Annotated in this window: 13 protein-coding genes; 7 read left to right on the top strand and 6 right to left on the bottom strand. The window is 68.3% G+C overall.

The window, feature by feature from the left end; all coding sequences use genetic code 11:
• Nucleotides 1–13: 13 nt before the first annotated feature.
• Complete coding sequence (recQ, locus tag ACFX59_RS14975) at nt 14–1,783, bottom strand: DNA helicase RecQ (protein WP_307104657.1); 1,770 nt, start codon at nt 1,781–1,783, stop codon at nt 14–16.
• Between the two features lie 154 nt (nt 1,784–1,937).
• Between recQ and ACFX59_RS14970 the strand changes: the two genes are divergently transcribed.
• From ACFX59_RS14970 to ACFX59_RS14960, 3 genes are all read left to right on the top strand, one after another.
• On the top strand, nt 1,938–2,222 hold the full coding sequence (locus ACFX59_RS14970) for a CsbD family protein (RefSeq protein WP_387433250.1): 285 nt from the start codon (nt 1,938–1,940) through the stop codon (nt 2,220–2,222).
• A 406-nt stretch (nt 2,223–2,628) separates the two neighbouring features.
• Nucleotides 2,629–3,210, top strand: a complete 582-nt coding sequence (locus tag ACFX59_RS14965) for a TIGR00730 family Rossman fold protein (RefSeq protein WP_307101180.1) — start codon at nt 2,629–2,631, stop codon at nt 3,208–3,210.
• Nucleotides 3,207–4,157 carry a phytoene/squalene synthase family protein gene (locus ACFX59_RS14960; RefSeq protein WP_387433247.1) on the top strand — a complete coding sequence of 317 codons (951 nt, stop codon included), beginning with the start codon at nt 3,207–3,209 and terminating at the stop codon, nt 4,155–4,157. The genes ACFX59_RS14965 and ACFX59_RS14960 overlap by 4 nt, the downstream gene beginning before the upstream one ends.
• A 54-nt stretch (nt 4,158–4,211) precedes the next feature.
• Here the strand turns inward: ACFX59_RS14960 and ACFX59_RS14955 are convergent, their stop codons facing one another.
• Nucleotides 4,212–4,442: a hypothetical protein gene (locus ACFX59_RS14955; RefSeq protein WP_307101176.1), complete on the bottom strand. Its 231-nt coding sequence runs from the start codon at nt 4,440–4,442 to the stop codon at nt 4,212–4,214.
• A 122-nt stretch (nt 4,443–4,564) separates the two neighbouring features.
• On the opposite strand from ACFX59_RS14955, the gene ACFX59_RS14950 reads away from it, so the two are divergent.
• Nucleotides 4,565–6,532 (top strand): S9 family peptidase, encoded by a 1,968-nt coding sequence (locus ACFX59_RS14950; RefSeq protein ID WP_387433244.1) that lies wholly within the window; start codon nt 4,565–4,567, stop codon nt 6,530–6,532.
• A 240-nt stretch (nt 6,533–6,772) separates the two neighbouring features.
• Nucleotides 6,773–8,602 carry an ABCB family ABC transporter ATP-binding protein/permease gene (locus ACFX59_RS14945; protein WP_387433241.1) on the top strand — a complete coding sequence of 610 codons (1,830 nt, stop codon included), beginning with the start codon at nt 6,773–6,775 and terminating at the stop codon, nt 8,600–8,602.
• A 28-nt stretch (nt 8,603–8,630) separates the two neighbouring features.
• Here the strand turns inward: ACFX59_RS14945 and ACFX59_RS14940 are convergent, their stop codons facing one another.
• From ACFX59_RS14940 to ACFX59_RS14925, 4 genes are all read right to left on the bottom strand, one after another.
• Nucleotides 8,631–9,530, bottom strand: coding sequence for a hypothetical protein (locus ACFX59_RS14940; protein ID WP_387433239.1), 900 nt, complete (start codon nt 9,528–9,530; stop codon nt 8,631–8,633).
• A gap of 156 nt (nt 9,531–9,686) precedes the next feature.
• On the bottom strand, nt 9,687–11,162 hold the full coding sequence (locus ACFX59_RS14935) for a phytoene desaturase (RefSeq protein WP_387433237.1): 1,476 nt from the start codon (nt 11,160–11,162) through the stop codon (nt 9,687–9,689).
• Nucleotides 11,159–12,331: a lycopene beta-cyclase CrtY gene (gene crtY / locus ACFX59_RS14930; protein ID WP_309697823.1), complete on the bottom strand. Its 1,173-nt coding sequence runs from the start codon at nt 12,329–12,331 to the stop codon at nt 11,159–11,161. Before crtY ends, ACFX59_RS14935 begins: the two co-directional genes overlap by 4 nt.
• Before the next feature lie 60 nt (nt 12,332–12,391).
• On the bottom strand, nt 12,392–13,417 hold the full coding sequence (locus tag ACFX59_RS14925; RefSeq protein ID WP_387433234.1) for a twin-arginine translocation pathway signal protein: 1,026 nt from the start codon (nt 13,415–13,417) through the stop codon (nt 12,392–12,394).
• Between the two features lie 157 nt (nt 13,418–13,574).
• On the opposite strand from ACFX59_RS14925, the gene ACFX59_RS14920 reads away from it, so the two are divergent.
• On the top strand, nt 13,575–14,006 hold the full coding sequence (locus ACFX59_RS14920; RefSeq protein WP_307101161.1) for a TIGR01244 family sulfur transferase: 432 nt from the start codon (nt 13,575–13,577) through the stop codon (nt 14,004–14,006).
• Nucleotides 14,003–14,407: a hypothetical protein gene (locus ACFX59_RS14915; RefSeq protein WP_387433232.1), complete on the top strand. Its 405-nt coding sequence runs from the start codon at nt 14,003–14,005 to the stop codon at nt 14,405–14,407. Before ACFX59_RS14920 ends, ACFX59_RS14915 begins: the two co-directional genes overlap by 4 nt.
• Nucleotides 14,408–14,583: the final 176 nt, after the last annotated feature.

Below are 14,583 nucleotides of genomic sequence, written 5' to 3'. Positions count from 1 at the left end.
AACGCGAGCGATACTAACCGGCGTCGCGGATCACCGCCAGAAAGGCTTCGCCATAGGCATCCAGCTTGCGCGCGCCGATGCCCGACAGCAGCGACAGCGCCGCGCGGCTGGTCGGGCGCTGCGCCGCCATGTCGCGCAGCACCGAATCATGGAAGATGACGTAAGGCGGCACCCCGGCCTCCTGCGCCAGCTCGCGCCGCTTGGCGCGCAGCGCCTCGAACAGCGGATTGTCCGCCGGGTTGGCGGCAACCGGCGCGGCACGACGGCCCTTGCGCTCGCGCTTGGGCGGCACGACCAGCGACAGCCGCGCCTCGCCCTTGATCAGTGCGCGCGCGGCGGGGCCGAACTCCAGCCCGCCGTGATGATTGGTGCGCAGCGCATCGCGCAGCAGCAGCGCGCGGTGAACCGGCTTGAGCAGCGCCACCTCGTCGCCGTCGACGATATTCCATACCGACAGCGCCTCATGCCCGTTCATCAGGCTGCGCTCGGTCGACTGGCCGGTCAGCACCTGCTCGATATAGCCCGCGCCGAACATCTGGCCGGTGCGGAACACTGCGGACAGGAATTTCTGCGCGACCGTCGTTGCGTCGACCGCATCGGGCGAGCCCAGGCAATTGTCGCAATTGCCGCAATCCTCGGCCAGATCCTCGCCGAAATGACGCAGCAGGATGCGGCGGCGGCATCCGCCCGTCTCGACCAGCGCCCCCAGCGCCGCCAGCCGTGCGCGCTCGCCGGGCTGGCGTTCGGGCTCCACCTCGGCGATGCGCTGGCGCGCGCGGGCGAAGTCCTCCGCGCCCCAGAAGAGATGCGCGACCGACGGATCGCCGTCACGGCCCGCGCGCCCGGTTTCCTGATAATAGGCCTCGATCGACTTTGGCAGCCCGGCATGCGCGACGAAGCGGACATCGGGCTTGTCGATCCCCATGCCGAAGGCGACGGTGGCGCAGATCACCATATCCTCGCTCGCCACGAAATCGGCCTGGTTCTTGGCGCGGATCGCGGGGTCCAGCCCGGCATGATAGGCGCGCACCGGCCGCCCGGTGCGGGCCAGCGCCTCGGCCAGCTTCTCGGTCGCGGCGCGCGTCTGGGCATAGACGATGCCGGGGCCGGGCGTGTCGGCGACCACCCGCGCGATCTGCAGGTTCACATTGGCCTTGGGACTGATCGCATAGCGGATATTGGGCCGGTCGAAGCCCGAGACGATCATCCCCTCGACCGGAATGCCCAGCTGCTTGGCGATATCGGCGCGGGTATGCGCATCGGCGGTCGCGGTCAGCGCGAGCCGGGGCACGTCGGGGAACGCATCCATCAACGGTTCGAGCAGCCGGTAATCGGGGCGGAAGTCATGCCCCCATTCGCTGACGCAATGCGCCTCGTCGATCGCGAACAGGCTGAGCGGCGCAGAGGCGAGCAGCTCGCGGAAATGCCCCGACGACGCGCGTTCGGGGGCGACATAGAGCAGGTCGAGCTGGCCGTCGCGGAAGCGCGCGACCGTCTCGGCGCGATTCTGGTCGACGCTGGTCAACGTGGCGGCGCGGATTCCCACCGCCTCGGCCGCGCGCAACTGGTCGTGCATCAGCGCGATCAGCGGGCTGACCACGACGCAGCATCCGTCCATCATCACGGCGGGCAGCTGGTAGCATAGCGACTTGCCCGCGCCGGTTGGCATCACCGCCAGCGTCCGCTGGCGATTCAGGACACGGTCGACCACCTGTTCCTGGACACCCCGGAACTGGCTGTACCCGAAAACTTCGTGGAGCTTGGCAAGGGGGTCGGCGACCATCGCCGTGCATGTAGCGACGCTAGGCGGATGGGGAAAGGGCGCGACGACGCGTGGCGGTCGATCCCGGCTCTCCATCGCGGCCGTTTCGGAAACATCGGCGACCTCGCGGGTTTGATGCCCCAATCATTCCTGCCCCATGAAAGGAGATCTTTCGATGAACACCGACACGATCAACGGCACAGCCACCAATTTCGGCGGTCAGGTCAAGGAAGGCCTGGGCGGCGTGCTGGGCGACAAGACCATGCAGGCCGAAGGCAAGGGCGAACAGCTGAGCGGCAAGACCCAAAAGGCTTTCGGCGACGCCAAGACCAGCGTCGACCAGGCGGTGCGTCCGCTGTTCGATCAGGTCCGCGACTTCGTCCGCGAGCGTCCGCTGGCCTCGGCCGCGCTGGGCGGCGTGGTCGGCATCGCGCTGCTCAACACGCTGCGTGGCAAGTAAGCGCTAAGGGCGGATCGACAGTCAGCGATGCTAGTCCTTCCCTCGCCCCTCACAGAGGGGAGAGGGTTGCGCAGACTTGGTCTTTGCGAAAGCAAAGGCTTAGTCGGAGCTGGGTGAGGGGTGCATGCGCGCAGCGCGCGAGCCTTTGGGCTCGCTCAACCCCTCACCCAAGCTGCGCTAGCCAGCAGGCTGGCAAGCTTCGCTAACCCTCTCCCCTGTCCAGGGGAGAGGGAGAGAAGAAGCCATCCTGAATGTTGATCCCATCTGGTCCGATGGATGTGACGGGCGATGCGGAGTGACCGCGTCGCCCGTTTTTTCATGCAGTACGGGTGGTGGGCGGGCAGGGACAGGCGGTTCGCCGTAACCCGCTTGCCCCGTCTCGCCCCATCGCCTAGCGCTCGTCACCATGAAGCGATTGGCCATTTATTGCGGGTCGGCGACCCCCAGCGACCCCCTCTATATCGAAATGGCGCGGAGCGTCGGGCGCGGGCTGGCGGAGCGGGGGATCGGCGTCGTCTATGGCGGCGGACGGCTGGGCCTGATGGGCGCGGTCGCCGATGCGGCGCTGGCGGCCGGGGGCGAGGTGATCGGCATCATCCCGCAGGCGCTGGTCGATGCCGAGGTCGCGCATCGCGGCCTGACCGAGCTGCACGTCGTGCCCGGCATGCATGAGCGCAAGAAGGCGTTCACCGACCTGTCCGACGGCTTCATCACCATCGCGGGCGGCACCGGCACGATGGACGAGCTGTGGGAGGCGCTGAGCTGGGCGCAGCTCGGCTATCATGCCGATCCGGTCGGGCTGCTCAACACGGGCGGCTATTATGATCATCTCGTCGCCTTCTGGGACAAGATGGGCGAGGTCGGGTTCCTCCGGCCGCAGCACCGCGAGCTGCTGATCGTCGATACCACGCTCGACGGGTTGCTGGCGAAGATGACCGCGCATGTCCCGACCCAGCCGATCGTGCGCATGAACGCGGACGATCTGTGAACCACGCCGCCGACCCCGACGAGCGTGCAAGGCTGGTCGCGGCGGCGCGCGAATCGATCGCGAAGGGCTCGAAGAGTTTCGCGGCGGCCAGCCTGTTGTTCGATCCCGCGACGCGCGAGCGCGCCTGGCTGCTCTATGCCTGGTGCCGCCGCTGCGACGACATCGCCGACGGGCAGGATCACGGCCATGGCATGACCCGCGTCGCCGATGCGCCCGCGCGGCTGGCCGAGCTGACCGACAAGACCGAGGCGGCGCTGGCGGGGCGGGTCGTGGGCGATCCGGCGTTCGACGCGTTGCGCGTCGTGGCGGCGGAGACGGGCATGCCGCATCGCTGGCCGCGCGACCTGATCGCGGGCTTTGCGCTGGATGCCGAGAACTGGCGGCCCGACAGCGACGAAGACCTCTATCGCTATTGCTATCATGTCGCGGGCGTCGTCGGCTGCATGATGGCGGTGACGATGGGCGTGGCACCCGATGACGAGGCGGTGCTCGACCGGGCCTGCGATCTGGGGATGGCGTTCCAGCTCGCCAATATCGCGCGCGACATCGCCGAGGATGCGGGCGCGGGGCGGCATTACCTGCCGCGCCAGTGGCTGGCCTATAAGAGCATCGCGCCCGACGCGATCATGGCGCCCTCGCACCGGCCGGGGCTGAGCGCGCTGGCCCGCCGCCTCACCGACCAGGCGGCGCGATTCGAGGCAAGCGCGCGGATGGGGACGCCCGCGCTCTCCTATCGCTCCGCCTGGGCGGTGCTGTCGGCGGCGGCGATCTATGGCGCGATCGGGCGCAAGGTCGCCCGGCGCGGACGGCGGGCCTGGGACACGCGGGTCGGGACCAGCAAGGCGGAGAAGCTGCGCTTCATGGCCGCCGCCAGCGTACAGGCGGCGCGCCGGGGTAGCATGACGATCGTCCCACGCGACCCGACTTTATGGACCCGGCCGCGCTGATTCACTCCCTCCGCTGATCTCATATCCCGCTCAGGCTGAACCGCGTGGGAGCCTTCACCCCCGCGACGGCTTGCGCTCGGCCTTCGCCATTTGTGCGCCGACCCGGCGGCAGTCCGCGCCGATGACGGGGAAGGGGACGTCGGTGTTGGCGGCGATCCGGTTGGCCAGATCGGCGCGGCACTGGGCCATGGTTTCATAGCGCGCGGGGACCATTCGGGCCTCGGTGCAATCGGTGCTGCCGTCGCCGCAGCCCAGGATCGCCATCACATAGAAAATCGGCTGCATATCACCGCCTCCACTTGGTCCTGAAAACGCCGGGCGGCGGCCAGCGGTTCCAAAATCGCGCTTGTCGGATGGCGACAGCGGTGTCATGCTTCACCAATACAGTCATAGGGTGGGAGCATGATATGGTGTTCAAGGCTTTGCTGGCGGCCGGGGCCGCGATGATGGTGGCGCAATCGGCGATGGCGGCGGACGTGCCGCTGATCGAACGTGCCAAGCTGTTCGGCAATCCGACCAAGGTTGGCGGCCAGCTGTCCCCCGACGGCAAGTGGATCAGCTTCATCGCGCCGCGCGACGGGGTGCTCAACGTCTGGGTCGCGCCGATCGCCACGCCCGACCAGGCCAGGCCGCTGACCGCCGAGAAGGGGCGCCCGATCCGCCAGGCCTTCTGGTCACCCGATTCCAAGTCGATCCTGTTCGTCAACGACAAGGGCGGCGACGAGAATTTTCTGCTCTACGGCGTCAATGTCGCGACCGGCGAGCAAAAGGCGCTGACCCCGTTCGAGAAGACGCGCGTCCAGATCGTCGGCACCAGCGAGACGATCAAGGACCGTATCCTGGTCGGCGTCAACAATCGCGATCCGCGCTGGCATGACGTGTACGAGCTGAACCTGACCAGCGGCGCGCTGACCAAGGTGATGCAGAATGACGGCTATGCCGGGTTCCTCGCCGACGACCAGCTGCACCTGCGCATGGCGGCCAAGGCGCGGCCCGATGGCGGTTCCGACTATTACCGGGTCAACGGCACCACCGTCGAGGCGACGCCGGTCGTGCAGTTCGGGCTGGACGATTCGCTGACCACCTCGCCGCTGGGCTTCACGGTGGACGGCAAGACGCTCTACTGGATGGACAGCCGGGGCCGGAACACCGCCGCGCTGATGGCGCAGGACATGGGCAGCGGCAAGATGGCCGTGATCGGCGAAAGCCCCAAGGCCGATGTCGGCGGCGGGCTGTTCAATCCCAGGACCGGCCGGGTCGAGGCCTATTCGGTCAATTACCTGAAGCGCGACTATGTCCCGGTCGGCGATGCGGTGAAGGCCGACCTCGCCTTTCTGAAGGCGCAGAACAAGGGCGAGTTCGCGATCGGGTCGCGCACAGATGCCGACGACAAATGGCTGGTGACCTTCGATCCGGTCACCGCGCCCGCCTCGACTTGGCTTTACGATCGCAAGGCGAAAAAGCTGACGCAACTCTATGTCAGCCGCCCCGAGCTGGCCGATGCGCCGCTGGTGCCGATGGAGGCGGTGGAGATCCCCGCGCGCGACGGGCTGACGCTGGTGTCGTACCTGACCAGGCCCAAGGGCGTGACCGGGCCGGTGCCGATGGTGCTGTTCGTCCATGGCGGACCCTGGGCGCGCGACGGCTATGGCTATAACGGCTATCACCAGTGGCTCGCCAATCGCGGCTATGCGGTGCTGTCGGTCAATTATCGCGGCTCGACCGGATTTGGTAAGAACTTCATCTCGGCGGGCGACCTGCAATGGGGCCGCAAGATGCATGACGACCTGATCGACGCGGTTGACTGGGCGGTCAAGCAGGGCGTGGCCGTGCCCGACAAGGTGGCGATCATGGGCGGATCCTATGGCGGCTATGCGACGCTGGCGGGCCTGACCTTCACCCCGGACAAGTTCGCGTGCGGCGTCGACATTGTCGGCCCGTCGAACCTGTTCACCCTGCTGAAGACGATCCCGCCTTATTGGGAAGCGGGCAAGCAGCAATTCTACAAGCGGATGGGCGATCCCACGACCGAGGAAGGCCGCGCGCTGCTGAAGGAGCGTTCGCCGCTGACCTTTGTCGACCGGATCAAGAAGCCGCTGCTGATCGGGCAGGGCGCCAACGATCCGCGCGTCAATGTGGCGGAAAGCGACCAGATCGTCTCGGCCATGGCGGCGAAGAACATCCCCGTCACCTATGTCCTCTTCCCCGACGAAGGCCATGGCTTTGCCCGGCCCGCCAACAACATCGCCTTCAACGCGGTGGCGGAGAATTTCCTGGGCCCGTGCCTGGGCGGCCGTGCCGAGCCGATCGGGGATACGCTGAAGGCCTCGACCGCGCAGGTGAAGCATGGGGCGGAGTTCGTGAAGGGATTGTAAGGGCGACCGGGGGCTCGGTGAGACCCCTTGCCCTCCCCCAACCCCTCCCGCTTGCGGGAGGGGAGTCTTACAGGACATGCCGTTACCCGCAGACCTTGCTTCTCAGTAAAGCGCCCCTGGCCGCTCCCCTCCCGCAGGCGGGAGGGGATGGGGGAGGGAACGCCGCTGGCTACACGTCCGCGATCTCCCCTCGACAGCCCCCATTGAACTTCGCCCCCGTTCCGCCGACATGGGGTCGACATGCCGCCACTCGACCCTACCGCCGGTGCCCCCGACCGGCCGCTGATCCCGACGCTTCGCCGTTTCCTGCCCTATCTCTGGCCTGCCGGAGCGCCCGCCCTGCGCGTGCGGATCGTCGGGGCGATGGCGCTGGTCGTGGTGTCCAAGCTGATCCAGGTGCTGGGTGCGGCCTATACGCTGAAATATGCGATCGACCGGATGGCGGGCGGGGACCGGAGCGCGACGATGCTCGTCGTCCTGCTGGTCATCGGCTATGCGGCGGCGCGGTTCGGAACGACGCTGTTCGACAATCTCCGCAATGCGGTGTTCGAGATGGTCGGGCAGGACGCGACCCGGCGGCTGTCCGCCGATGTGTTCCGGCATCTCCACCGGCTGTCGCTGCGCTTCCATCTGGAGCGGCGGACGGGCGCGGTGACCAAGGTGGTCGAGCGCGGGACCAAGAGCATCGACACCATGCTCTATTTCCTGCTGTTCAACATCGCCCCGACGGTGCTGGAACTGGGGCTGGTGCTGACGATCTTCGGGCGCAGCTTCGGGCCGGTGCTGGTCGTCACCACGCTGGTGATGGTGGTCGGCTATATCGTCTTCACCCGCAAGGTGACCGACTGGCGCAATGCGCTGCGCACCCGGATGAACGATCTCGACACCGGCGCGGTCGCCCATGCGGTCGACTCGCTGCTGAACTTCGAGACGGTCAAATATTTCAACGCCGAGGAGCGCGAGGCGAAGCGGTACGAGAATGGCGTCGCGGCCTATGCGCGCGCCGCGACCAAGTCGGAGAACTCGCTGGCCTGGCTGAACGTCGGGCAGGCCGCGATCACCAGCCTGATGCTGGGCTTCGCCATGGCCTGGGTCGTGCGCGAATGGAGCCGGGGGGCGGCCTCGCCGGGCGACGTGGTGTTCGTCTCGACCCTGTTGTCGCAGCTGTTCCGCCCGCTCGACCTGCTCGGCATGGTCTATCGCACCATCCGCCAGGGGGTGATCGACATGGGTGCGATGTTCGACCTGATCGACACGCCCGCCGAGGTGATCGACGCCCCCGGCGCGGCGCCGCTGGCCGTCACGGGCGGGCATGTCCGCTTCGACCGGGTGGTCTTCGGCTATGAACCCGACCGGCCCATCCTGAAGGGGCTGACACTGGACATTCCGGCGGGGACCACCTGCGCGGTGGTGGGGCCGTCGGGGGCGGGCAAGTCGACGCTCGCGCGGCTGCTCTATCGCTTCTATGATGTGAACCAGGGCGCGATCACCATCGACGGACAGGCGGTCGGCGCCGTCACGCAGGATAGCTTGCGCGCCGCGATCGGGATCGTCCCGCAGGACACGGTGCTGTTCAACGACACGATCGGCTATAATATCGGCTATGGCCGCGAGGGCGCGGACCAGGCCGAGGTGGAGCGCGCGGCGAAGGGCGCCGCCATCGCCGACTTCATCGAACGCCAGCCCCAGGGCTATGCGACGCGGGTCGGCGAGCGCGGGTTGAAGCTGTCGGGCGGCGAGAAGCAGCGCGTGGCGATCGCGCGCACCCTGCTGAAGGATCCGCCCATCCTGATCCTGGACGAAGCGACCAGCGCGCTAGACAGCCGGACCGAGGCGGACATCCTGGCGACGCTCCAGGCGATCGAGCGCGGGCGCACCACTTTGGTCATCGCGCACCGGCTGTCGACCATCGTCCATGCCGACCAGATCGTCGTCCTCGACGGCGGTCGCGTGGCGGAGCGGGGCACGCACGGCGAATTGCTGGCCTGGGGCGGCCTCTATGCCGAGATGTGGGCCCGCCAAGCCGCCGAGGTCGAGCAGGCCGAGGAAGCCGACGCGCTGTTGGCGTGAACCACCTCCCCGGTGCGGGGAGGGGGGATCAGAGACAGCTCAGCCGGACCTGCCGGGCGGGCTTGTCGAATATGATCGCGGAGCAGCGGTTCAGCTGGTCCGCACCGATCGACAGCCAGTCCCTTTTGGGGTCGTGCTTGCCCTTGCCGGTCACGACGACCTCGTCCGGATCGCCCGGCGCGTCGGCATCGGCGATGGTGGCGGTGCTGCCGAAATCGACGGTCCGCACGCCCAGCTGCGCCATCGCGAACGGACCGACCTGCACCGGCGTCCGCAACGTCATCGTCCGGATCGGGCGCGTCACGCCGAAGACGATCTCCTGCTCCGTCGGGGTGCCCGACAATTGCCCGCCATAGGCGCGGGCCAGCCGCACCGCACCGCCCGCATTGGTGGTGCTGCGCGGATTGCGCGGGTTGAGGATGACCCGCATCGGCTCGCCCTCGATCGTGATGACCACATAGCGCGATCCCCAGTTGCCGAACATGCCGCCGCCCCCGACCATCGGCAGGCTGACGAGGCGCTCGCCCGGTTGTGGATCGCGCAGGCGGAAGCGGATGACCGGATCGGCCAGGCTGGCAGGGCCGAACACCCCGTCAAAGCCCTTGGCATAGGCCGGCTCGGCAAAGGCGATCCGCCGCTTGAAGGGCTCGCCGGGGCCCGAGCGGATGCTGGCGACGGCGGTGTGGCCGTCGATCCTCACCGGCCCGACGCGAAAGCCGATCTCGATCATGCCGGGTTTCATCCCCGCCGCCTGGGCATAGCTTTGGGTGATGATCGGAATGCCGAGTGCGGCCGGATCGACCAGCACGGTGCGCGATATGCCGTTGACCGACAGCGTCTCGCGACCATCGGGGGCGATCACCCGTTCCGATGGCGACGGCGCGGCCGCCGTCAGGGTGGCCGATAGCAGGCAGGCAAGGCGGCGCATCGTGAACTCTCCCGGTGTCGTTGCGACATCGGTTCGATCCCGCGCAATCATGGCGGCCTTGTGACCGGATCGGCCTTTTTCGGTGCGCGGGGACGTGCCGCTATGAGATCAGGCCGCCGGTCCCTCCCCTCCGTCCGGCGGAACGGAGGGGAGCCTTTACTTGCGCTCCAGCATCAGCGCCGCCGTCGCTTTGGCGCTTCCGACCACGCCGGGAATCCCCGCGCCCGGATGGGTGCCCGCGCCGACGAAATACAGGTTCGGGATCGAATCGTCGCGATTATGGACCCGGAAATAGGCGCTCTGGGTCAGGATCGGTTCGAGCGAGAAGGCCGAGCCCATATGCGCGTTCAGGTCGGTGGCGAAGTCCGACGGCGCATAATGGAATTTGGTCACGATCCGATCGTGGATGTCGGGGATCAGGCGGCGACCCACCTCGTCCAGGATACGCTTCTCCAGGATCGGCCCGACCTCGTCCCAGTTCATCGGGAACTTGCCCATGTGCGGCACCGGGGCCAGCGCATAGAAGGTCGAGTGCCCCTCCGGCGCCAGGCTGGGATCGGTGACGGTCGGGTGGTGGAGATAGAGCGAGAAATCCTCCGACAGCACGCCGGTATCGTAGATGTCGGTCAGCAGGCCCTTATAGCGCGGACCGAACAGGATCATGTGGTGCGGAATGCCCGGCCATGCGCCCTTGATCCCGAAATGGACGACGAACAGCGACGGCGAGTAGCGCTTGCGCTCCAGCGCATTGACCGTCCGCCGCGCCGAGCGGTTGTCGGACAGCAGGTCGCGATAGCTGTGCATGATGTCGGCATTGGTCGCGACCGCATCCGCCTGGATGGTCAGGCCGCTCTTCGTCACCACGCCGGTCGCGCGGTCGCCCAGCGTCTCGATCCGGGTGACGGGGTCGCCCAGCCGCAGCACGCCGCCGATCCGCTCGAACTGCGCGACCATGCCCGCCACCAGCCGGTTGGTGCCGCCGCGCGCGAACCAGACGCCGCCGTCGCGCTCCAGCTTGTGGATCAGCGCATAGATGGCGCTGGTCGTCATCGGATTGCCGCCGACGAGCAGCGTGTGGAAGGACAGCGCCTGGCGCAGCTTTTCCGACTGCACGAACTTCGACACCATCGTGTAGACCGAATTCCACGCCTGATATTTCATCAGCGAGGGCGCGGCCTTGATCATCGATGCGAAGTCGAGGAACGCGACATGGCCGAGCTTCTCATAGCCTTCGCGGTAAACGCCCGCCGCATAGTCCAAGAACCGGCCATAGCCCGCGATATCGTCGGGGTTCAGCTTGGCGATCTCGGAGCGCAGCTGGGTGTCGTCGTTGCTATAGTCGAAATTGGTGCCGTCGACCCAGTTCAGCCGGTAGAAGGGGCTGACGGGATCGAGCTGCACGTCCTCGGACATGCTGCGGCCGGTGAGGCCCCACAGTTCCTCCAGACAGGCCGGATCGGTGATGACCGTCGGACCCGCATCGAAGGTGAAGCCGTCGCGCTCCCAATAATAGGCACGCCCGCCGGGCTTGTCCCGCGCCTCGACGATGGTGGTCTGCACGCCCGCCGATTGCAGGCGGATGGCCAGCGCCAGGCCGCCAAAGCCCGATCCGATGACGACCGCGGTCTTCATGCGCGGCCCCCCGAATGGCCGCGCAGCGCGGCGATGGCGCGCAGGATCGGCACCGGCGGCCGTCCGGTCAGAATTCGTGCCTTGTCGGCCATGGTCGATTGCCCCGCATAGAAGCGCCCGATCAGGTCGGGCGGGAGTCGATAGAAACGTTCGAGGACACGGTATCGCTCATCGGGCTCGGCGGCCTTGAACAACATCGTGTCGAGCATCCGGTAGAAGCCGCGCGCATCCCAGGCCGCGCGCGCCATGCGATAGGTCGCGTCGTGCAGATCGGCCCCGGCAAAGTCGCGGCGTTCGGCCAGCATCGCGGCCATGCGGATCGCATCGGGCAGCGAATAGCCGGTGGTCGGGTGGAACAGCCCGGCGCGCATCCCGGCCTTGGGCGTCCGGGCCCCGCCGCTGCGCCAATAGCCGTCGAAATCGCCGCCCATCGCGACCGGCAGCACCCCCGCCTCCTCGCGCACGACGGCCTGCGTGATCCAGCCGCGGCTGTCGGCATAACGCTCGATCCGCTGGACGATCGCGCGGCGGTTCAGCTCGGAGGAGGTGGAGTAATAGGTGTCCTCGACGAAGATCCGGTCCTCGGCGAAGGGCAGCGCATAGACGAAGCGATAGCCGTCGACCTGCTTGACGGTGGCGTCCATCACCACCGGCCGTTCGCAGCCATGTGGGCGCGCCAGTTGCAGCTCCTGCCCGACGAATTTCTGCCATCCGCACGACAGCGCCGACAGGTCGCCCGCGCCGCGCGCGTCGATGACGCCGGTCGCCTCCACCCGGTCGCCATCGGCGAAGACCGCCGCGGTGGCCGACACCGCCAGCACCTTGCGCCCCAGGATCAGCGCCTCCGGGGGGAGGACGCGGCGCACCTCGGCGTCGAGCCGGTGGCTTTCGATCGAATAATAGGTCTGGTCGAGGGTGCGGGCATGGGCGGGGAAGGCCACGTCATAGCTGCGCCAGCCATGCGCCACGACCCGCTCGACGATCCAGCGGTCGCGCTTGGCGACGTCGCTGCCGAAGAAGGACCAGAGATGGTTGCCGCCGATCGTCTCACCCGCATCGACCAGGCGCACGTCCATCGACGGGTGGCGCGCCTTGAGCGCCAGCGCGATCAGGCCGCCCGCCAGCCCCGCGCCAATGATCGCAACATCGCAGGAGATTTTGGCCGCCATCCCCGCACCGCTACCGCAAAGCGGCGGTCAGGCAAAGAGCCGGTGACGGGATCGCGCGCGTCACAGCAGGACCGCCGTGTCGGGCGCATCGCCGGTCGCGAAGGTGCCGATGACCTGCCAGTGCGCCAGATCGATCATCGCGATCCGGTCGTCGTCCAGCGCGGCATAGAGGATCGACCCGCCATCGGGCAGGTTCAGCCCCGGTGCGGCGGCGGGCAGGGGCAGGCGGGCTTCCTCGGCCAGGGTGGCGGGGTTGTGGCGGGTCAGGCTCTTGTCGGCCTGGTTCGAAACGATCAGGCGGCCGTCGCCCTGTACGATCACCCGCACCGCCTCGCCGCGCAGGGTCGTGCGGGCGCGGGGCTGGAGCGTGACCGCGTCGAGGGCATGGAGGATGCCCGCCGGGCGGTCGACGACATAGAGGGTGCGCGCGTCGGGGCTGAGCGCCAGTCCCTCGGGCGCGGCGCCGATATGCTGCTTGACCGGCGCGAAGCTGGCATCGTCGGGGTTCACCATGATGACCATGCCGCTCATCGTATCGGCGACATAGGCGCGGCTGCCATCGGGCTTCACCACGAAATAATGGCTGCGCGCGCCGCCGACCGGGATGATCCGGTCGGGCGTCTCGGCGGTGGCGGGGCGGTCGAACCGGGCCAGCACGCTGTCGGTTTCGGACAGCGCATAGAGCCTTCCGCTCGCATCCGTCCGCATGCCGTGCCAGCGGCGATAGGGTGCCATATCGATCGTCCGCGCCAGTCGCCGCTGCTGGAGGTCGATCACCCAGAGCTGATGCCCGCCTTCGCCCGCCGCCTGCCAGCCCTTGACCCCGTAGCCGCCGACATAGGCGAAGCGGCCGGCGGGATCGGCGACCATCTCGTGCGGCTGTACGCCCAGCGCGACGCTGCCCAGCGGGCGCCCGTCGGGCACGCCGTAGAAGGCGACGCGGCCCGCGCCCTTCTCGACCACCGCCAGCGTGCCCGGCCGGACGGGGGCGGCGGCCTGGGCGCGGCGCCAGGCCAGCGGCAGCGTGGTGGCGATGCCCAGTGCGGCCAGACCCCATAGCCCCTGGCGACGATCGATCAGCGACATGGACGGGCCTCCTGCAAACGATACATCATGGCCAGACGTGGCGCGGGCGCGGATGTTCCCCCCGCGACGGAGCCATGCGCACGGTGATGCGTCTTTTCGACAGGAATGGGGCGTGTCGCATGTTGCGGTGAAACGGCCCATTGAATAGGTGAGCCGCATGATCCGTCCTCTGAACGAAAGCGTCGCCGTCGCCCCCCAGATCCTTCCCGAGGATGTCGCGGCGATCAAGGCGGCGGGCTATACCGCCATCGTCAACAACCGTCCCGATGGCGAGGAGCCCGGCCAGCCGACCGGCGACGCGATCCGGGCCGCGGCGGAGGATCAGGGGCTGGCCTATACCGCCATCCCGGTGACGCCGGGCGGGTTCAGCCACGAGATGGTCGACCAGATGACCCAGGCGCTGGTCGAGGCCAAGGGGCCGGTGCTGGCGTTTTGCCGGTCGGGCACGCGCAGCTGCAATCTGTGGGCGCTGGCGGCGGCCAAGGCGGGGCGCAATCCCACGCTGATCGTCATGCAGGCCGAGGGCGCGGGCTATGACCTGTCCGGCCTTCGCCCGACGCTGGAAGCCTTGTCGGGCGCGGCGGGATGATCCTGCCCGTCACCGGCACGCTGGCGGGCTGGGCGCTCGCCGGGGCGGGCGTCGGCATGGCCCTGGGCGGCGTCGGGATCGGCTGGCTGGTCCGCCGCCGCCGCGACCGGCGCGTCGGATCGCCCGAAGACGTCGCCGCGGCGGCCGAGGCGGCGCTGGCGGGCTTTGCGGTGTCGGGCGCGGTGGTCGGCGCCGACGGGCAGGGTGCGCTGGCGGTAGCAACCGACGGCCGGGTCGCGGCGATCAAGCTGCGCGGCCGTCGGCTGGTGGTGCAGGAAATCCCGTGGACGCGGGTCCGCTCCACCACGCAGGGGATCATCGCCGAAGCGGGCGGCCGGTTCGGGCCGGTCACGCTGGCCGGGGTCGATGTGCTGGACATCCGGCGGCTGGCCCCGCGCTAGGGCCGATCGACATTCAGCATTACTTCTTCCCTCTCCCCTGGACAGGGGAGAGGGTTAGCGAAGCGTGCCAGCCTGCTGGCTAGCGCAGCTTGGGTGAGGGGTTGAGCGAGCCCAAAGGCTCGCGCGCTCGCTTCGCGAGCGCCCACCCCTCACCCAGCTCCGACTAAGCCATTGCT

The organism is Sphingomonas sp. NCPPB 2930 (genome assembly GCF_042867205.1).
Classification (GTDB): domain Bacteria; phylum Pseudomonadota; class Alphaproteobacteria; order Sphingomonadales; family Sphingomonadaceae; genus Sphingomonas.
The sequence above is the reverse complement of the archived record's forward strand: the minus strand, read 5'-3'. Positions and strand labels throughout refer to the sequence as shown.